The sequence below is a fragment of the Bacillus sp. TE8-1 genome (assembly GCF_008368855.1).
GTDB lineage: Bacteria > Bacillota > Bacilli > Bacillales > Bacillaceae_G > Bacillus_A > Bacillus_A cereus.
In genome coordinates, this window is the sequence record NZ_QPET01000011.1 from 1 (window position 1) to 18,466 (window position 18,466).

An 18,466-nucleotide genomic window follows, 5' to 3' on the forward strand; every position below is an offset into this window, starting at 1 on the left:
TAAAATAAAAAAGATAGCCTACATAGGCTATCTTTTTTATTTTATTTAATTACTGGCACCACTATATGCTACATGTCGTTTCTCAATTCTCTCTTCAATTTCTTTCATATTTTCTTTATTATTTAATAGTGATTGTTTATTTTCAATTAATAATTGTTTAAAAGATTTTCTCACTTTTTTTCTCATTTTCATTGTCCTCCTTGGGGGATGGTTTATATAAAAGATAAAGAATTATCTGTGTGTTCTTATAATAATTGATTGTTGTGAATTCTATTTGAACTTCATATGAAAATCTCGTTTATTTTCTGACAACTTTGTGAACACGAAAAAAAAGACTCTCTAAAACTATGTTGAAATTAATTCACTTCATGATAAAAGTTATTATTTCCATCAACTTTTATCATTATATCTTGTCGAAATATTTATATATTTAAAATTGAGTTCGACATAATTTTATTTATTATCATACTGTTTACAAAAACAAAAAGAAGGTGTCACCAAGTCAAAGTTCGACTTATGCAACATCCCTCTTTCCAAACTATTTATAGCATATTTATTAATATTTCAGGTCTTCCCCAATTCATTTCTTCACAAACAAATCTAAGTTTTTCTTCATCCATTGTGTGTAATCCCTCTTCTAGTAAACATGAAATTGGAACTTCACAGTGAATTTGTGCTAATTGCAACGAAATATTTAAGTTCTCTAAATCACTTTCAATCTTCGTACGCTGCGCTTTTGTTAATGATTCTACATTTTCTAGTACAGCGGATACTGTTCCGTGCTCTTGAATAAGCTTATACGCTGTTTTTTCACCGATACCTTTTACACCTGGATAATTATCACTTGTATCTCCCATGAAAGCTTTTGCATGGACGATTTGCCACGGCTCTACACCTTTTTCTTCCATGATTCTCTCCGGTGTGTAATATTCGTAATTTCCAATTCCTTTACGCAGAAGCATAACTGTAACGTTCTTATCAACAAGTTGAAGTAAATCTGTATCACCAGTTAAAATATAAACTTCAGCTTCATTGCAGTATTGTTTTGCAAGCGTGCCGATACAATCGTCCGCTTCGTAGCCTTTCATACCGATAACTGGAATGGATAATTTCGCAGTCATTTCTTGCACTAAATCAAATTGAGGAATTAATTCTTCTGGTGGCGCTGCACGATTTGCTTTATAATTCGAGAACGATTCTGTTCTAAATGTCGTACTTCCCATATCCCAGCATGTAACGATATGTGTTGGTTCGATCGCTTGCGTAGCTGTTAACAAGTGTTTCATATAACCATGAATCCCGTTCGTAGGGGTTCCATCTTGTCGTTTCATAAATTGTCCGTAGACACTTGTTGCGTAAAAAGCACGAAATAATAGTGCCATACCATCAACTAATAATACTTTTTTCATAATTCCTCTCCTATTAAAAAAATAATAACCTCACGTTATCACGTAAGGTTATATAAATAGATTACCATTCTACGTTTTTGCTCAACTTTGTCTATTATACATTGTTTTTGTATATTTAGCACCATTAACACATTAAGACGTTCTACTACAACAAGTATGCAATATGCCTGAATACGTATTTTTTCCAGTAGAAACAACGACAGCCTTTGCATTTCCACTAACGATATGTGAACCTTTAAAACATACATTTTCAAGCTCAAGTGGATTATAATCTTTCATCCGTTTTAATGGAATAAATCGTTTACGTTCAAGGTGATAGCAGCTTTCAAACTTCTCTATATTCGCTTCGTTTCCCGTTAACACAGACTCATTCACTAATAAATCATCTGCATAAATAATACGTACATCAGCCGGCACAGCATCTCCAGCCGAAAGAAAAATTATATCTCCAGGTACAAGTTCTTGCACTGGTATCTCCATCATTTTCAGTTCACTATTTAGCCCTGTACTACTAGAACATTCTACTCTAGATACAGTAATCGTTTCACGTTGTAATTCATCACACACACGTTGTTTTGAAAAACCTGGAATCATGCCACCAAGCTTCATCATTACTTCTGCGAGAAGTGCTCTTTTTGAAGTTAGTTCATTTCGGCCATATACTTGAATACGTTTTTGTGCCTCTTTCATTGATAGTCCGTCTCTTGTTGTTTTAAAATATGCAAATACAGATTTTACATCTCTTGTTGCAATTTCAATTAATAAATCTTTATTTTTTTGGAGCATTGTTTGTTCTTTTATTGATTTTTTACTTAGTTTATATGACGTGTTACCCACAGTTTTGTTTGCATATAACATATTATCGTCTCCTCCTTTACAACATAGGAAGAAACGCTTTGTTTCTCAATTTATCCACTTTACTGTGAAAGTGTCTCGCGTTTTATAAACGCTACATTATGATAAATATAGAGGGAGGAACAAATCGTTTCCTGCCTACATCATATATTTTTGATTTGAAGTATATGGGTAACGGAACCGAGTCAGAATTTGACATGCTCCTCACCTCCTCGTTTAATTTTATAGTTTATACTATGAAATTACTCATAGCTTGGTAACAAAAAAGGCCCCTACCCTTAAGAGAGTAGCGGCCATTACATACACAAATAAACGATTTCTAATATAATTAGAAATCTACGGACCTCTCCCTCACCGAGTTTTAGCACTGTATAGCATAGGTACATTACCAGCTACGTTAAGAAAAACCTTAATTCGATCATTCCTGTTGACCCATTGGCGTCTCTCGACATTTTTGGGCAGTAGCATTTCTCTATACAGGAGCCTCACCTAACAGAGACTTATTTTCATTACATTGAAAATGTTACTCTTATTTAAAATAGATGTCAACCGTAGCCTATAATTTTTTCAAAAGGTATGGCAAACTAACATATATAAAGTGAAACTTTAATCAGCCCTCACCAATCGGGCTTTTACGGGATAAAATAAAAAACTTTACGTTTAAACGTAAAGTTTTTAATAAGTTATACAACCAGCAATTACAATCCCAATTGAAATTGATAAAAACATAAGAAAAAGACCGACTGCTTGATTATCTTCTTCGAGACTTTTGTTTATATTAAAGCGTGGTGTAAGCCACTCAGCTAAATAAAAGACGATAATTTGAGCCAAAATCCCAACTGCTCCCCACGAAATCATATCAAGAAGTGAAATTGAATTAGCTGCTGTCGAATATAAAACAACAGCTAACCCAAGTAATCGTCCTCCAAGCACATAGCTTACCGCCTTATTTCCTTGGGCCATTAACTTAAATTCCTTTACTTTCGTTGTCACTTCCATCAAGAACAGACCTATACATAAAAGGCCGAGTGTTACTACTAAATATAATAAAAAATTAATCATTTTTTCCCCTCCTTTTTATACCTACCGGTAAATAGTACGATTCATTTCCTGTAATCTTTTCTCCCGCACGAATACCGATACTACTCGCTTTTCCAGCAATTAAAAACGAACCAAACACATATGACAGTTTCTCGATCCCTTTTTCTGTTTCCAAGGATACGACTGGCAGTTCGATATACTTTTGAAATATCGGCAGTGACGCTTTATATGTTTGGTGTGCATTTTGAAGCATAATATTTTCGTCTTTATCGCGAATCGTAATTGTATCTCCTTCTCTCCCAAATGAAGGTTTTTGAACGAAAGAACCTTTTCCTAAAAATAAATCTGGTTCTAAATATGTAGGTAACATATATTCTTTAATCCACTGTTGTTCCTCATTTGTATAAAAGGCCTCTTCTTCTGCTAACCCCCAAATAAGACACTGAATTGATTTTGGCTGAAGTAAAAATGCTGACAAAGGATTTATTATAAAAAGCTTTCCGGCTTTTACAAGTTGTAACAATTCCACACCTACCAAATCTCCTGTTTCAGGATCTTGATCCTCAATTAAATCTTCTATCGGATATGTTTGGCGATATAAAACATCAATCTTCGCCCCATCTTTATCGACTAGAGCATCCTTTGTAATTCTAAGTTCTGACATTGGCACTACTTTATTTTCAACATGGCATAGCTGACTTAAATACATAGTGGTATTCCAATCCTCGATATGTTCATGATGTGCTGTAAAAACAACATTTGGATTATCTAATCCCTTTGTCGCTTCCATTACTGCTTTCGTTACACCAGAAGATAGCAATCGTTCTTGATCCGAGTTTGGATCATCATAGCCTAGATTTCCACATACTTTCCCATTCATTTGAAAGCATTCCATAATAAAAGTTGGTGTATCACTATTAAACTCAAGCATTTTGATTTGGTTATCCTCTGTTACGGCAAAATCAAATCGCGAAATTACAGATTCAGGATAAAGCCCTTTCATTCTAATGAATGATAAGCTCGCAGGAGGAAAACCAAGCTCAAGAAGCTGTTCGTCACTTAAATTTCGCAAAAGTCTAGCAGTCTTAAAAAATATTTTACCCATTCGTTCAGTCGCTAAGTGTACTTGTTCCAAAGTCTGATTTGTTATAGAAAAAACATGAAACAAACTATACTCACATTCATATAAATCCGACCAAAAATTCGGATATTTTAAATAAAATTCTTTTCTATCCCTTATGTATTGCGACATATTTTAGCCCCCAAATCCTCCCTTTGAACCGCTTCCAATTCCACCTTTAAATTCAGCAGACGATTGATACGATTTAAACGCCGATGAATTTTTAAAAGTGGATTTATTTTGATAGTATCGTCCACCATAGAAGTAATGCCCACGATAACCTGAACTACTATCATCACACTGCCATACCCCAAGTTCATCATCCCAATCCCAATCAGAACAACTATTATCATTCGGTTTTGGGGGAAGATCTTGTGCGCAACCAAATAAAGTGCCAGTCATTAAAGACGTTACGACACCACCTACTAGCCATTTCGTTTTTGTCACCTTCGCACTCCCCTTTTTAAATTCTATTCCTATTATATAGGATGGCATGATAAAGTAGAAGAAAAAGGAAGAAGAGGGATTAAATGCGCTTAGAATATCGACTTAATGATGAAACGAAAGGGTATCCTGCTTTATGGAACTACGCCAATATTTCTAATTCTGAAATTATCGCACGCATGACTTGTGAATATTTTATTAAAGAGAAAAATACTTATGTTGTTACTGCAACTTCGGTTGATCCAGACGGAACAGCAGTTATTTATATTCAAAAAGAAGTTTTCACAAATGACCCTTCAGACCCTACATACTCCTACATCGGTTTTGAAATTAGAGAACTAAGTGAAACGAGTTCAAACATAGTAGATAGTCAAGATGTATGGAACTATGAAGAAATTTTACCATCTCTTCATTCAGATATTATATATATTCAGCGAGACGGCATGTCTATGGAGTTCTCCTTAGATTCAAGAGAGATTGATGAAGACAGAAAGTGCTACATTTATTACGGAAACTTCACAGGTGAATCAAGATAATATTGATATATCTATGCAACAAAAAAACCTTACGTATAAAACGTAAGGTTTTTATATAGCCCCACATATGCCGTTCTCTCTAGATGTCCATAAACCTGCTCTCACAGGTGGATGCTCTCACAAATGTTTGTAACTTCCTTCTTAAAAAGATGGCATGTTAGCTACATTTAAATATTGAACTTCCATATTAAACTTATTGGTTTAAGACATGCATAAGCTACGTACACCGTAGGAATTTTATATAAGGTTAGTTGAAATAAGACCCCCGCACGTGCCGCTCCTCGTAAATGTCCAAAAACCCGCTACTCGCAGGTGGATGCCCTCACAGTTACCGTACATCTTCCTCCACAAGGAAGGCTTGATGATGGTCGCTAAATATTGAGCTTCCGTATAACTAACATCGGTTTTAGACATAAATAAGTTACGTACACCGCAGGATGTATTATTTACTTGTCGTTATATTATCACATTGTTTCCAATGTGTAAAATACAAAGTTTTTCGAGCAATCTCTTGCTTGTGACCTTATTTTAATACAAATTATTTTTGCATGCAAGTGATTAATCTTCTTCTTTTGCAATTTGATTTTCTGTATAAGAAATCCAATCACTCCAGCTACCTGCATACAATTTAACATTTTGGAATCCAGCTAATTTTAATGCAACGATATTTGGGCACGCTGTAACACCAGAACCACAATATACAATGGTTTCCTTATCTTTCGAAAGATTTTGGAAGCGTTCTTGTTGCCCAGCTCCATTCTTAAATTGTCCTGATTGCAACATTCCATCCTTCCAAAAATGGTTTACCGCTGTCGGAATATGACCTGCTTTATGATCGACAAGTTCCTCGACACCAGCATAACGCTTTGGCTCTCTAGAATCAATTAATGTAACATCCGCACCTGCACGGATATTCTCTCTGACCGTTTCCATCGTTACAAGCATATGATCTTGTATGTTTGTTTTGAATGTTTTTCGTATAACAACAGGAATTTCCGTTGTTGTCGGTAGTCCATTCTCTTTCCAAGCCGGGAAACCACCATCTAATATATATACTTTCTCATGTCCTACATAGTTACATAACCACCATAAACGAGCAGCATTTGCACCGGCTTGACTGTCATACGCAATTACTTTCGTATGTTCATCAATACCAGCCTCCGAAAGCTTGTCTGCAAACTCCTCAATATTTGGTAAAGGATGGCGGCCACCATGTTCTGCTATAGGACTTGATAAATCTAAATTCAAATCAAAATATAACGCATGAGGAATATGTCCTTCTTCATACTTTTCTCTACCCCAATTAGGATTCGCTAAATCAAAACGACAATCGATTATACGGACATTCTCATCTTCTATATGCTCACGTAACCATTCGACTGTAACTATCATCTTTAAAGACCTTCTTTCTCTTTCAAACGACTTACATACTCCATAACCATTTCTTCTGTAACATATTTACGCTGCAAGGTAACACCATTTTTTGCAAGATCATTAATTTGCTTCGTTACAACATTAATGACATCAACCGAAAATTCTTTCCCATTTGACGCAAGAGATACGGCAGCTTCAATAGCTGCTTCACGCTGTGCATCTAATTGTAAACATGCTTTTACACTTTCATTTTGTTTACGAGAATGTGCTGTAATTGCTTTATGTACTTCCATCTTCTCTTCCCCCTAAATAGTTATACGTTTTTATTCAATTCCATTGCAAGCCGGATCATATCACGACATACAATCCCATTTTCAATAATCTCTTCTTCATAATGCTTCGAAAAGTAATCAAAATCAATAGAAAAAATACGAAATCCACATTTTTGATATAAAGCAAATTGTGAAACACTAGAATTGCCTGTACCAACTTCAAGTTTTGACATACCATATCCTTTAGCAGTTTCTACAGCATGCCTTAATAGCTTCTTCCCAATCCCTTTTCCTTGTAAATGCTCTGCAACCGCAATATTCATGATTTCCATCGTCTTTGGCCTTGTTTCCAAAAGAACATATACACCGATAACACTCCCCCCCTGCTTAGCTACGTATGTTAATCCTCTTTGTACATATGTAGCTATTTGCCGTTCACTTGGATCAGCAAGTAGCAATAAAGACTTCGGTATAGCCTCTTTTGGAATACGTTCTATTACAACAGACATAAAAAATTCCCCCTTCTCTATTGTTCTAAACCCTCCTTGTCTACCATAAGTAATAGAAAGGAGGGATTCACCATGGACAACAATGAGAAAAAATGCAACGTCATCTCTATTGATGGAAAGAAGAAGAAAAGCGACACGTATTCCTATCCAAAATTAGTAGTTGAAAACAAAACATATGAATTTTCTTCATTCGTCTTATGCGGTGAAACACCAGATGGCAGACGACTCGTTCTTACTCATATGATTTCTACCGATGAATTTGCTGGATTTGTAAAATCTTTAGATACTGTACTGCAAAAGAAAATTGAACGAATCTTTTTCTCATAACGACTATATAACATAAATTTCTTTTTCAATCTCTACTAACTGCTTTTGCAATTGTTCTTTACTTTGTTCATATAGAGATACATCGATCGTTTCAGCCAATGCAAACAATATACTTTCATAATAGTTCATCACATCTTGCTGCATCACTTTTTGGAATAAGTTCCACTTCATATCCCACTCTTGCTTATAATGATGAACAAATAAATCTTTTTCATCAGCTACATAGTTTGATACGAACGGTTCTAATACAGATTTAGCGTCTTCTTGCATAAAAGCTTTGTCATTCTTTTCAAAAAAGCTTTTCTCATTTTTAAAATGTGCCAGTGCTTTTTTGAAATCTTTTATTTCAACTGAAGGGAACGGTTCTTTATGTGTAATATCTTTATATTCATACTCCACTATTCCATTCATAGAAATTGATTCATTTTCTACTTTACAGTTCACTACAATTTCGTCCTTTGCACGCTTCATCGCTTCGTCTATCCATTTTTCAAGGCGTAATGATGTCGCACGCATTTCTTGCAATAAATCATGCTGAATAAATGCTACTAATTCCATAACACACTGTTGCAATTGTGTTTTCACATTTCCATCCGTTCGAAGTGACGCCGGATTAATAAATTCAGTAAACACATCGTTATAGCGTAGGAATAGACGCTGTTGCACGTAATAAAGCAACTCTTTCACTTCATTTTGCATCGCCTGTTCTTCAGCAAGTACACTATATGATGAAATGATATGAAGTAGTTGATCACGCTCTGCTTCATATTTTTTCGTTTGCTTCTCTTTCTCTTCATTCCCCTGTTTTGCACCCTTTATCATGTTTACTAAAAGCTGATCTGCCCCTTGCAAAGCACCATATAGAGCATGCACAGAAACAAGCATTAAATCTCTCATCATAAAGGACGTAAATGATTCCTCAAACTTCGTAACCCCAGAGTTTTGTAAAATACCATACTTCTCTTTTTCAACATTCTTTCCTTGTTTCTCTTCAAGCGCACATAAACTTGAAATTGCAAATAAACGCGGATTTCTAATACCGTATTGCAGCAGCTGATCTGCGATATAACCTTTTACCATTTCAAGTTCTTCTTCAGACTCTGCTAAATCCGCCGCATTAATTAAGAAGAACATTTTATCAAGGGCAAAAGTATCTTTTACACGACCAAGCTGAATTAAAAATTCACGGTCAGCACGAGAGAATACATGGTTATAATATGTTACAAATAAAATAGCATCTGCGTTTTTAATATACTGGAATGCAACATCCGTATGGCGAGCATTAATAGAATCCGCTCCAGGTGTGTCTACAAGCGCTACTCCCTGCCTTGTTAAAGCACAATCATAATAAAGTTCCATATACTCAACGAAGCATGATTTCTCTTCATTCGCTACATAATCAGAGAACTCTTCTAATGTAACTTGTACTTGTTCTCCTAAATAAGTAGAAACTGCATCATACCCTTTTTGTACCGCTCGTAAAAAGCTAAATGTTGTTTTTTGCTTCCCAGTTGGTGAAGGATATTTCATAACTTTATCGATTTGCGCTAACGCTTCATCTAACGTAGCAATCTCATAATGAAACAGCTTATAAACAGCTTTCATATCTTCTAATAACGCTTGCTTTGATTTAAACTGAACAATTACTGTTCCGTGTGGTTTTTCCTCTGTAACCGGCAAAATTTGATTAATCGTTGCCGTCGTCGGGTTTGGTGATACAGGAAGTACTTTCTCACCGAGTAAGGCATTGGCAAATGATGATTTTCCAGCACTAAATGCCCCGAATAACGCTACTGTAAATTGTTTTGTTTCCACACGTCTTCTTTTCTCTATTACCTCTTGCTGTACATGTTTCAGCGCAGGCAATGGCTCTAATATCGTTTCAGCTTTTTTCACTTTCTCTAATATCCGCTGAATATTTAAAGCCACCGTTCCTTTCAGCTCTTCTTCATGAACCGCTACGTTATTGTTTACGATTTCCTGCTCTTGTAGTGTAAATTTCTCACTAACAATTTGTGCCTCCCTTTGCAATATCTCATCTATTTGCAACCCTTCAGGCGTAGCAACATGATCGTGCCAAACATTTCGTAAATAGTCTTCATATGCCTCCAAATTGTTACTGTATTGTAATTGTGTTTCTTTCGCCGTTTGCAACATCGTATATGTTTCAATCTCTTCTTCAATACGAGCAACTGCTTCTCTCACCTTTTGCTTTAAAACGACCGCACTTTTATCAAAAATTTGCTGCGCTTTTATAAAATAACGTTTCTTCAGTTCATTCGCTACATCCGCTGTATAAAGAAGTAAGTAATCACCTGTGAAACCTGCGCCTTGTTTAATTACTTCAGCCAACATTTCTGGTCCGAAAGCAATTTCTAACCCATATATGTCTTTCCCAATTTCCTCCGTGAACAATCCTTCTTCTTTTAAGAAGGCTACAATAAATTCCTTCACATGAAAATCAAGCTGCGTTTCAACAGTCTTTTGAAGGGCAGAATAAAACGCCTCTACACGTCTTTGTTTTTCTTGCTCCGTCTTTCCTTTCGCAAATAGCAAACCGACCTTAAATTTTGTTAATTTCGTTTCTAAATATGCATTTGCCAATTCTCTCATTTCAAACGGCATTAAATATGCGTTATCTAATATAGCTTGTAAACCTTTTATAAATTCATTTCTCACATAAGATTCTTTACTTGCCTCACGATTTTTCGCTTCCGTTAACTCTTCCTTCTTTTCAACTACCTCTGAAATAGAAAGTGGTGATGCTAACTCTTCCTCATATTTCAAGAGAGCTTTTTCATTTTCAGAAACAATAAACGAGAAATGTTCCCCCATTAAATATTCTGTTTCTCGCTCCATTCCAGTCCTTACATACTGCTCTTTTTCTTTCATAATAGAAGTAATTAACGCTTCTAAGCTTCTAATTTCATTATGTGGATGGTTCATCATTCGTAATGACGTATAATAAACACCATCTACTTCAATATCCCAGTTAGAGAATGATTGTTTTACACTATCTTTATAATTCTCAAACGATAATTCATTTTCTTTATGTTTATCTATTTGATTTACAACGAGATAAACCGTTTTATTACGTTGTTTCAATTCTTTAACAAATTGTAAATTCACTTCCGATTGGACGTGATTATAATCCATCATATAAAAAATGACATCTGCCAGATGAAGTGTCGACTCTGTCGCTAATTGATGGGCATCATCTGTTGAATCGATCCCTGGTGTATCAACTAACATAACCCCTTCAGGAATCGGCGCGTCGTTTCGATAAATATGAACACCAATTACTTCATCGCCGTCTTTACAAATTTGTTTTAATTCTTCTGCTGAATATGCACCGTCATATTCGTACTGCTCTCCAGATTTAACCGTTACAACAACACGATCCATTCCTTTTTCAATTTTGACAACGTTAGCGCTTGTCGGAATTGGACTTGTCGGTAACAACTGCGCTTTATATAGATGATTCATCATCGTTGATTTCCCTGCAGAGAAGTGACCGCAGAACGCTATCATAAGCTGTTCTTGTTTATATTTTTGAATTACCTCAAACAACTTTAAACTATTCTCTGCATCGCCGTGTTTTTGCCACTCTTCATAAAAACAAACAAGTTTTTTCATACCGTTTGTCTGTACTATGTTTGTCATCCCCTTGTTCCCCTTTATCCAAGATGTATATACTTTTCCCCGCTATTTGCGAGCTCATAACCAGTGAGAGTTACACCTACCCATTGATTACAGTTTCACTTTACTATCATACTAAATTTTCAGCATATTCTCATTAAAAATAAAAAATCCCTTTCATTCTTTTTACAAATGAAAGGGATTTTATGTCATATCACTCATTTTGCTGTTCCTACTCCATTTAAAACATACTTCGCAATAACTGCATATACAGCGACTGTACCTGCTACTAATGCATATACCATACTTACGCACCAACCTTTTTTTGATAATGATTATCACTTTTGAATACAGTTTATCATTAAAGAGAATCATTATCAACACTTTTCATAAAGAAAGCTCCTTATAAGAAGGAGCTTTACTGCCTGTTTTGAAAAAGGTTAAAACTTGTTGTGCACTCTTATTATATCTCATCCTACATAACTTAACAGTTTAAAAAAATGGAAATATCCCCTATCTCCTCCACCTTACATTTCGTATAATAAAAGGGGATTACTTAACAAGGAGGAAAAAAATGACACAAAATCTCACACAAGACGAGAGGATACACTCCATTGATATTATTAGAGGAATAGCTGTACTAGGTATTTTTCTTGTGAATTGGCCTGTTATCGCCGGGGTTGACTCACGTGATCTTTCAGGAATTTACGAAGGGATAGACAGCTACATTCGCCTATTTTACGATATGTTTATTCAAACGAAATTTTATACAATTTTTTCGTTTTTATTCGGATTAGGTTTTTATATTTTTATGAGTCGTGCTGAAGCGAAAACAGATCATCCAAAAATTTTATTTGTTCGCCGCTTACTTATTTTATTATTATTCGGTTTCTTACATTACGTTCTTTTATGGGACGGAGACATTTTACATACTTATGCGATTGCTGGATTTTTCTTATTTTTATTTTATAAGAGAGAACCTCGTACTATTTTAATATGGGCTATCGTTTTATTGAGTATTTTTCAATTCATTATGCTAATGGCTGGTATTACGGTTGCATTGGTACCAAAGGAAGAGCTAGGTTTTTCCTTACCTATCATGCCATTAGAAGACTGGCTGTCACAAATACAAAATCGTTTCCATGCATTTTACGCTGATGGAATTGGATTAAATTTACTTATGCTCCCAGAAACAGTTGGGCTGTTTTTACTTGGTTTATACGCCGGCAAAAAGGATATTTTCCGCCGCGCGAAAGAGTTAGATCCAAAGCTTAAAAAATGGCAAATTATTATGTTCCTTTTTACATTACCAATGTGGTTCTTCATGGTTCGTTACTTCTTATCAAAACCATTTTATGAACCAATTTATATGCAGGTCTTTACAATGTTTAGCGGAAAAACGTTATTCATATTCTACATTTTCACACTAATGCGTTTATTACAAAAAGAAAAATGGCAAACGTTATTACGTCCATTCCAATACGTTGGACGAATGGCATTAACAAATTACATCTCGCATACAATTGTTACATTACTTGTATTCGGGCTATTGTTTAAAAATGATTATCTGGCTCCACTATGGGTTGGACCACTATTCTGCATTAGTTTCTACACGTTACAAATCTTTATTAGCCGCTGGTGGCTTTCACATTACCAATACGGACCACTTGAGTACATTTGGCGTCTTGGTACTTATGGGAAAATGATGCCACTTAAAAAGAAAAGCAAGGTCTCATAACGAGACCTTGCTTTTTTACGCTTCTCTTACTGCACTTTGCATAGATACTGGCTCTTCTTCTACTTTCACTTTGCGCTGCGGCACCATATTAAATACGATATTTAAAAGTACTGCTGACGCACTTCCAAGTACAATTCCGTTATCTGTTAAAATACGAATGCTTTCTGGGAGTTGTGAAAATAATGTAGGAACGACTGTTACGCCAAGCCCAATTCCGACAGAACATGCAACGATTAATAAGTTTTCTTGTCTTCCGAAGTCAACGCTACTTAACATTTTAATACCATATGCCATAACCATACCGAACATCGCTAACATCGCACCGCCCAGTACTGATTTTGGAATAATTGTTGTAATAGCTGCGATTTTTGGAATGAAACCAAGTGCGATTAACATACCACCGCAAGTATAAATAATAACGCGATTTCTTACTCCAGTTAATTGAACAAGTCCTACGTTTTGAGAGTATGTTGTATATGGGAACGCGTTGAAAATGCCACCTAACACCATCGCTAATCCTTCTGCGCGATAGCCTTTTGTTAATTCTTTTTCACCGATTTTTTTATTGCAAATATCAGATAATGCAAAGTATACACCCGTTGCTTCTACAATCCCTACACAAGCAACGAGAATCATCGTAATAATTGGTGTTAATTCAAATGTTGGTGTACCAAAGTAAAATGGTTGAATACCGTGGAACCAATCCGCCTCTCCAACCGCTTGCAAACTTACTTTCCCCATAAACGCTGCAACGATAGTACCGAACAATAGACCTAGTAAAATAGAGATTGAACGAATAAATCCATCAAAGAAACGATACATAATGATGATAAATAATAACACACCAAATGCTAATGCTAAATTTTCAAGACTACCGAAATCCTTACTTCCTACTCCTCCAGCCATATCATTAATTGCTGCTGGAACAAGTGTAACTCCAATTACAGTAACAACAGATCCTGTTACAACAGGTGGAAACAGTTTTACAAGTTTTCCAAATAATTTCGCAAAAATAACCACGAATAACCCAGCAGCAATAATTGCTCCATAAATTGAAGACACACCGTATTGTTTTCCAATCGCAATCATCGGTCCAACGGCTGTAAATGTACAACCAAGTACAACGGGAAGTCCTATACCGAAAAAGCGATTTGATAATGCTTGTAAAATTGTCGCAACGCCGCACATTAATAAATCAATTGAGACTAAATATGTTAACTCTTTTTGATTTAAACCAAGTCCACCGCCCACAATAAGCGGAACGATAATTGCTCCAGCATACATTGCAAGCATATGCTGCATACCAAGCGATGCAATTTTAAATGGATGCTGCTTCATCGTTTATTTCACCTCCGCAGTTTCTTGCTGTACAAATGTAACTGTGTCGTTATCAAGTGATGCAATTTCTGCTAGTGATTCAACACGAACGCCTTGTTCACGAAGCTTCTTTCCTCCATCTTGAAATGCTTTTTCAATAACAATTCCAATTCCTGCAATACTCGCTCCAGCTTGCTCTACTAAACTCATTAAACCTAAAGCAGCCTGACCGTTTGCTAAAAAGTCATCGATGATTAATACACGATCATTTTCATCGATATGATTTCGAGATAATGAAATTTCATTTGTTTCTTGTTTTGTAAATGAATATACGTTTGCAACGTACATATTATCTTGTAACGTTAACGATTTACGTTTTCGTGCAAAAATTACTTTTACACCAAGCTCTAATGCAGCCATAACTGCTGGTGCAATGCCTGAAGATTCAATCGTCACGATTTTTGTAATGTTCTCTTCTTTAAAACGTTTAGCAAATTCTTTTCCGATTTCTTGCATAAGTACTGGATCAATTTGATGATTTAAAAAAGCATCTACCTTTAATACGTCACCAGATAAAACCTTTCCTTCGTTCAAAATCTTTTCTTGTAATACTTTCATGTTTGTTCCCCCTCTTATGCAATAAAAAAACTCCAAAAGCCGCCACCACTCGTTACAAGTGAGAGACGCGCTTTTGGAGTTTCGCAAAAAAAGAATGCTAAACAAGCAATTATATTCGTCCTCACTCATAGTCAAAGTATTTACGGTACTTCGGTAGAAACTTGCAGGCCATATCCCCGCGATTATATGAGTGTAGCTAACTATTTATTTTATAGAAGGATTATAACGTACTTTTTATGCTTTGAAAAGCATTTATCGAAAAAACACGTACAAATTTTTAAAAACTACTATTTTTGTTCGAGTTTTGCAAACTCTTTCATTTCCAATTACAACTTCGTTAAAATGATTGGCCCATCTTTTGTAATCGCAATTGTATGCTCATATTGAGCTGATAATTTCCTGTCCATCGTTCGTGCAGTCCACCCATTTAAATCTACTTTAGAATATCGCATACCTATATTTACAATCGGTTCAATTGTAATTACCATTCCTTCTTGTAACTGAGGTCCTTGTCCTTGTTTCCCAAAATGAAAAATTGCTGGTTCTTCATGAATCTCTTTACCGATTCCATGTCCCGTAAAGTCTCTTGCAACAGAAAAACCTTCATTTGTTACATAACTTTCAATTGCATAGCCAATATCTCCTACATGGTTATCGATTATCGCCTGGTCAATTCCTTTATACAAAGCATTCTCAGCTACTAACAACAACTTTTCTGCTTCATCAGAAACTTTTCCAACTCTATACGTCCAAGCAGAATCTGAAAGACCCCCATTTAAGTTTACTACCGTGTCAATTGTTACAATATCACCCTCAGTTAAAGGAACATCGGCCGGAAACGCATGACACATTTCATCGTTTACAGATGCACATATCGCATATGGATATCCGTTGTACCCTTTCTGCTCAGACGTTGCACCATGCTGTTCTAAATATGCTTCAACAAACGTATTAATTTCTTTTGTAGTAATACCTGGTTTCATCATCTTCGCAATTTCTCTATGACATGAAGCAAGTAATTTTCCAGATTCATGCATTAACTCTATTTCATTTTTCGTTTTAATTATACTCATGCTGTCTCTCCTTACTAAACTTGCTATTTACTATTAAACTTCAATCATACACATCCTCTTCCCAAATTTCAAAACTTCCAATTACAAAAAGTATGATTTATTTCTGCATAAAAAAACAGAAGGAGATTCTTCTGTTTTTTAATCATTTTTACATATATAATTCATTTTCAAAAACTCAAAACAACTACCATTTGTTTTCTGTATAAACGTTCCAACTACTTCAAACCCTGCCCTTTTATACACTTTAATCGCTCTCTCATTAAATATAGCTACTGATAGTGTTATATACTTGCATCCATATTTTTCTTTACTAAAAGCTAGTATAGCGTTTAAGAACTGTAAACCAAATCCGTTCCCAGTTATATTAGGTCTCATTCCAAGACCAATATCAACCGTTCCGTCATTTATTTTACAAACAGTAAAATAACCAATGAGAGTGCCATTTTCCTTCACAGAAAATGTATGATTCCCTCTACTTTCATCATGTAAAAATTCAGCTAAATCTTCTTCATCTGCCTCTATATCGTAAAAGGAATATTTCCCTTCATAATGCCAGTTGTATGCAATTTCTTCTGCTTCTTCTTGCGTCATTACTTTATATGTATAGTCCATTCTCCCATCCCCCTTTAAAAAAGAGCTGCAATTAAGCAGCTCTTTTTTTACAACTCATAAATCTCTTTATATTTCGCTTCTAAATAATCAGCTAAGTAGTTTGCATTTAAGCCTTCACCTGTTACATCTTCTAAAATTTCAAGTGGCTTTTTCGTTTTACCGTATTGGTGAATGTTTTCTGTTAACCATTCACGAATTGGTGTTACGTTTCCTTCTTCTAATAATGCATCAAAGTTCGGAATGTCTTTTAACATTCTTTGCTTAAATTGCGCTGCATACATATAACCAAGTGCATAAGATGGGAAGTATCCAAATGAGCCACCAGCCCAGTGAACATCTTGCAATACACCTTGCGCATCATTTTCCGGACGAATTCCTAAATATGCTTCCATCTTATCATTCCAAGCTGCTGGTAAGTCCTTCACTTGTAATGTACCATCAAATAATTCTTTCTCTAATTCATAACGCACCATAACATGAAGCGGGTATGTAAGCTCATCTGCTTCTATACGAATGAATGACGGCTTCGATTCGTTAATTGCATCATAAAATTCATCGACTGACATATCATCAAATTGACCATCGCTATACTCTTTTAATAAATCATAATTTTTCTTCCAGAATGATTTATTACGGCCGATAAAGTTCTCAAAGAATAATGATTGTGATTCGTGAATACCCATAGATGTACCACTGCAAAGTGGTGTACCTTCAAATTGTTCTGCAATGTTTTGTTCATATACTGCATGACCACATTCATGAATTGTTCCAAATACAGCCATACGGAAATCTTTTTCATCATAGCGTGTCGTAATACGAACATCCCCTCTATTTAATGTAATTTCGAAAGGATGTACTGTTTCATCAAGACGACCTGCTTCAAAGTCATAATTCAATTGCTTTAATAGTTCTAATGTAAAGTTCTTTTGTTTTTCTTTTGAAAACTGTTCCGATAAAGCACTTGTTTTTAATCCTTTTTTAGACTCAGAGATTTCTTTTACAAGCGGCACGATACGCTCACGAAGTTGACCAAATACGTGATCTAAAACTTCTACTGTAATACCTGGCTCATACATGTCTAATAATGTATTGTATTTATATGTTTCATAACCCCAATATGTAATAAATTTCTTTTTAAATTCAACAATTTTTTCTAAGTACGGGCGGAACATTTCGAAATCAGATTTTTCGCGAGCTTCTTCCCACACACTCTCTGCTTTCGCTTCTAATTTCACATAAGCCTCATATTCAGCTTGTGGAATTTTTTTATTTCTATCATATTCTTTCCGACACTCTTCAACCATTTTCTTTGTCGTTTCAGAAAGTTTATCTTCACGTATTAAAGCTTCAAGTTCTGTTAAATAGTTTCCCATCTCATCTGAAGTCGACATAGCAAACACTTCTGACGAAAGCATACCAATTACTTCTGAACGCTGATCTACACCTTTTTTTGGTGCACCTGTTCTTAAATCCCAAAACATTAAACTTAATGCTTCTCCGTAATTCTGTATCTTCTTCACGTATGTTAAAAATTGTTTTTCTACCTCATATGTAGCAACTGTCATCGTATAAAAGCCTCCTT

The 18,466-nt window shown here is 35.3% G+C and carries 18 protein-coding genes, 2 other RNA genes and 2 riboswitches; of the genes, 3 read left to right on the plus strand and 17 right to left on the minus strand.

The annotated features are described in order from the left end of the window. Nucleotides 1–45: 45 nt before the first annotated feature. From DN404_RS08215 to DN404_RS08240, 6 genes are all read right to left on the minus strand, one after another. A complete protein-coding gene (locus tag DN404_RS08215; protein ID WP_001228048.1) occupies nucleotides 46–186 on the minus strand; it encodes an FbpB family small basic protein in 141 nt (46 codons plus the stop codon). Nucleotides 187–542: 356 nt separating this feature from the next. Next, on the minus strand, nucleotides 543–1,409 hold the full coding sequence (locus DN404_RS08220) for a 5'-3' exonuclease (RefSeq protein ID WP_000757073.1): 867 nt from the start codon (nucleotides 1,407–1,409) through the stop codon (nucleotides 543–545). A gap of 132 nt (nucleotides 1,410–1,541) precedes the next feature. Then, nucleotides 1,542–2,267, minus strand: a complete 726-nt coding sequence (locus tag DN404_RS08225; protein WP_000964947.1) for a P-type ATPase actuator domain-containing protein — start codon at nucleotides 2,265–2,267, stop codon at nucleotides 1,542–1,544. A 335-nt stretch (nucleotides 2,268–2,602) separates the two neighbouring features. Beyond that, nucleotides 2,603–2,768: riboswitch (M-box (ykoK) riboswitch) on the minus strand. A gap of 171 nt (nucleotides 2,769–2,939) precedes the next feature. Beyond that, nucleotides 2,940–3,326 carry a DUF350 domain-containing protein gene (locus DN404_RS08230; RefSeq protein ID WP_000606868.1) on the minus strand — a complete coding sequence of 129 codons (387 nt, stop codon included), beginning with the start codon at nucleotides 3,324–3,326 and terminating at the stop codon, nucleotides 2,940–2,942. Next, the gene (locus DN404_RS08235; RefSeq protein WP_000084947.1) at nucleotides 3,319–4,557 is read right to left on the minus strand and encodes a glutathionylspermidine synthase family protein; all 1,239 of its coding nucleotides are present in this window, start codon (nucleotides 4,555–4,557) and stop codon (nucleotides 3,319–3,321) included. The genes DN404_RS08230 and DN404_RS08235 overlap by 8 nt, the downstream gene beginning before the upstream one ends. 3 nt (nucleotides 4,558–4,560) lie before the next feature. Beyond that, nucleotides 4,561–4,872: a hypothetical protein gene (locus DN404_RS08240; protein WP_000169030.1), complete on the minus strand. Its 312-nt coding sequence runs from the start codon at nucleotides 4,870–4,872 to the stop codon at nucleotides 4,561–4,563. A gap of 83 nt (nucleotides 4,873–4,955) precedes the next feature. Between DN404_RS08240 and DN404_RS08245 the strand changes: the two genes are divergently transcribed. Further along, nucleotides 4,956–5,405 carry a hypothetical protein gene (locus DN404_RS08245; RefSeq protein ID WP_001235526.1) on the plus strand — a complete coding sequence of 150 codons (450 nt, stop codon included), beginning with the start codon at nucleotides 4,956–4,958 and terminating at the stop codon, nucleotides 5,403–5,405. 54 nt (nucleotides 5,406–5,459) lie between these two features. On the opposite strand, the gene ssrS (DN404_RS08250) is transcribed toward DN404_RS08245, so the two are convergent. The 5 genes from ssrS (DN404_RS08250) to DN404_RS08270 form a co-directional block, all read right to left on the minus strand. Further along, nucleotides 5,460–5,643, minus strand: a non-coding RNA gene (gene ssrS / locus DN404_RS08250) — 6S RNA. Nucleotides 5,644–5,664: 21 nt separating this feature from the next. Next, nucleotides 5,665–5,847: non-coding RNA, 6S RNA (ssrS, locus tag DN404_RS08255), on the minus strand. 116 nt (nucleotides 5,848–5,963) lie between these two features. Then, nucleotides 5,964–6,797 carry a sulfurtransferase gene (locus DN404_RS08260; RefSeq protein WP_149214967.1) on the minus strand — a complete coding sequence of 278 codons (834 nt, stop codon included), beginning with the start codon at nucleotides 6,795–6,797 and terminating at the stop codon, nucleotides 5,964–5,966. 2 nt (nucleotides 6,798–6,799) lie between these two features. Further along, nucleotides 6,800–7,072 (minus strand): YpbS family protein, encoded by a 273-nt coding sequence (locus DN404_RS08265; protein ID WP_000451817.1) that lies wholly within the window; start codon nucleotides 7,070–7,072, stop codon nucleotides 6,800–6,802. 20 nt (nucleotides 7,073–7,092) lie between these two features. Next, nucleotides 7,093–7,560: a GNAT family N-acetyltransferase gene (locus tag DN404_RS08270; protein ID WP_006924352.1), complete on the minus strand. Its 468-nt coding sequence runs from the start codon at nucleotides 7,558–7,560 to the stop codon at nucleotides 7,093–7,095. Nucleotides 7,561–7,632: 72 nt separating this feature from the next. Between DN404_RS08270 and DN404_RS08275 the strand changes: the two genes are divergently transcribed. Continuing rightward, nucleotides 7,633–7,887, plus strand: coding sequence for a DUF3931 domain-containing protein (locus DN404_RS08275; RefSeq protein ID WP_000369740.1), 255 nt, complete (start codon nucleotides 7,633–7,635; stop codon nucleotides 7,885–7,887). A gap of 3 nt (nucleotides 7,888–7,890) precedes the next feature. Here the strand turns inward: DN404_RS08275 and DN404_RS08280 are convergent, their stop codons facing one another. Beyond that, nucleotides 7,891–11,550: a dynamin family protein gene (locus tag DN404_RS08280; protein WP_149214968.1), complete on the minus strand. Its 3,660-nt coding sequence runs from the start codon at nucleotides 11,548–11,550 to the stop codon at nucleotides 7,891–7,893. Between the two features lie 550 nt (nucleotides 11,551–12,100). Between DN404_RS08280 and DN404_RS08285 the strand changes: the two genes are divergently transcribed. Further along, complete coding sequence (locus DN404_RS08285; RefSeq protein ID WP_006924354.1) at nucleotides 12,101–13,264, plus strand: DUF418 domain-containing protein; 1,164 nt, start codon at nucleotides 12,101–12,103, stop codon at nucleotides 13,262–13,264. 15 nt (nucleotides 13,265–13,279) lie between these two features. Here the strand turns inward: DN404_RS08285 and pbuX are convergent, their stop codons facing one another. From pbuX to ypwA, 5 genes are all read right to left on the minus strand, one after another. Continuing rightward, nucleotides 13,280–14,602, minus strand: coding sequence for a xanthine permease PbuX (gene pbuX, locus DN404_RS08290; RefSeq protein ID WP_000809213.1), 1,323 nt, complete (start codon nucleotides 14,600–14,602; stop codon nucleotides 13,280–13,282). A gap of 3 nt (nucleotides 14,603–14,605) precedes the next feature. Further along, nucleotides 14,606–15,199: a xanthine phosphoribosyltransferase gene (locus tag DN404_RS08295; RefSeq protein WP_149214969.1), complete on the minus strand. Its 594-nt coding sequence runs from the start codon at nucleotides 15,197–15,199 to the stop codon at nucleotides 14,606–14,608. 108 nt (nucleotides 15,200–15,307) lie between these two features. Beyond that, nucleotides 15,308–15,409, minus strand: a riboswitch (purine riboswitch). Between the two features lie 116 nt (nucleotides 15,410–15,525). Beyond that, nucleotides 15,526–16,272 carry a type I methionyl aminopeptidase gene (locus DN404_RS08305; RefSeq protein WP_000022486.1) on the minus strand — a complete coding sequence of 249 codons (747 nt, stop codon included), beginning with the start codon at nucleotides 16,270–16,272 and terminating at the stop codon, nucleotides 15,526–15,528. Between the two features lie 138 nt (nucleotides 16,273–16,410). Then, complete coding sequence (locus DN404_RS08310) at nucleotides 16,411–16,884, minus strand: GNAT family N-acetyltransferase (protein WP_000386765.1); 474 nt, start codon at nucleotides 16,882–16,884, stop codon at nucleotides 16,411–16,413. Nucleotides 16,885–16,931: 47 nt separating this feature from the next. Continuing rightward, nucleotides 16,932–18,449, minus strand: coding sequence for a carboxypeptidase (ypwA, locus tag DN404_RS08315; RefSeq protein WP_000215074.1), 1,518 nt, complete (start codon nucleotides 18,447–18,449; stop codon nucleotides 16,932–16,934). Between the last annotated feature and the right edge of the window lie 17 nt (nucleotides 18,450–18,466).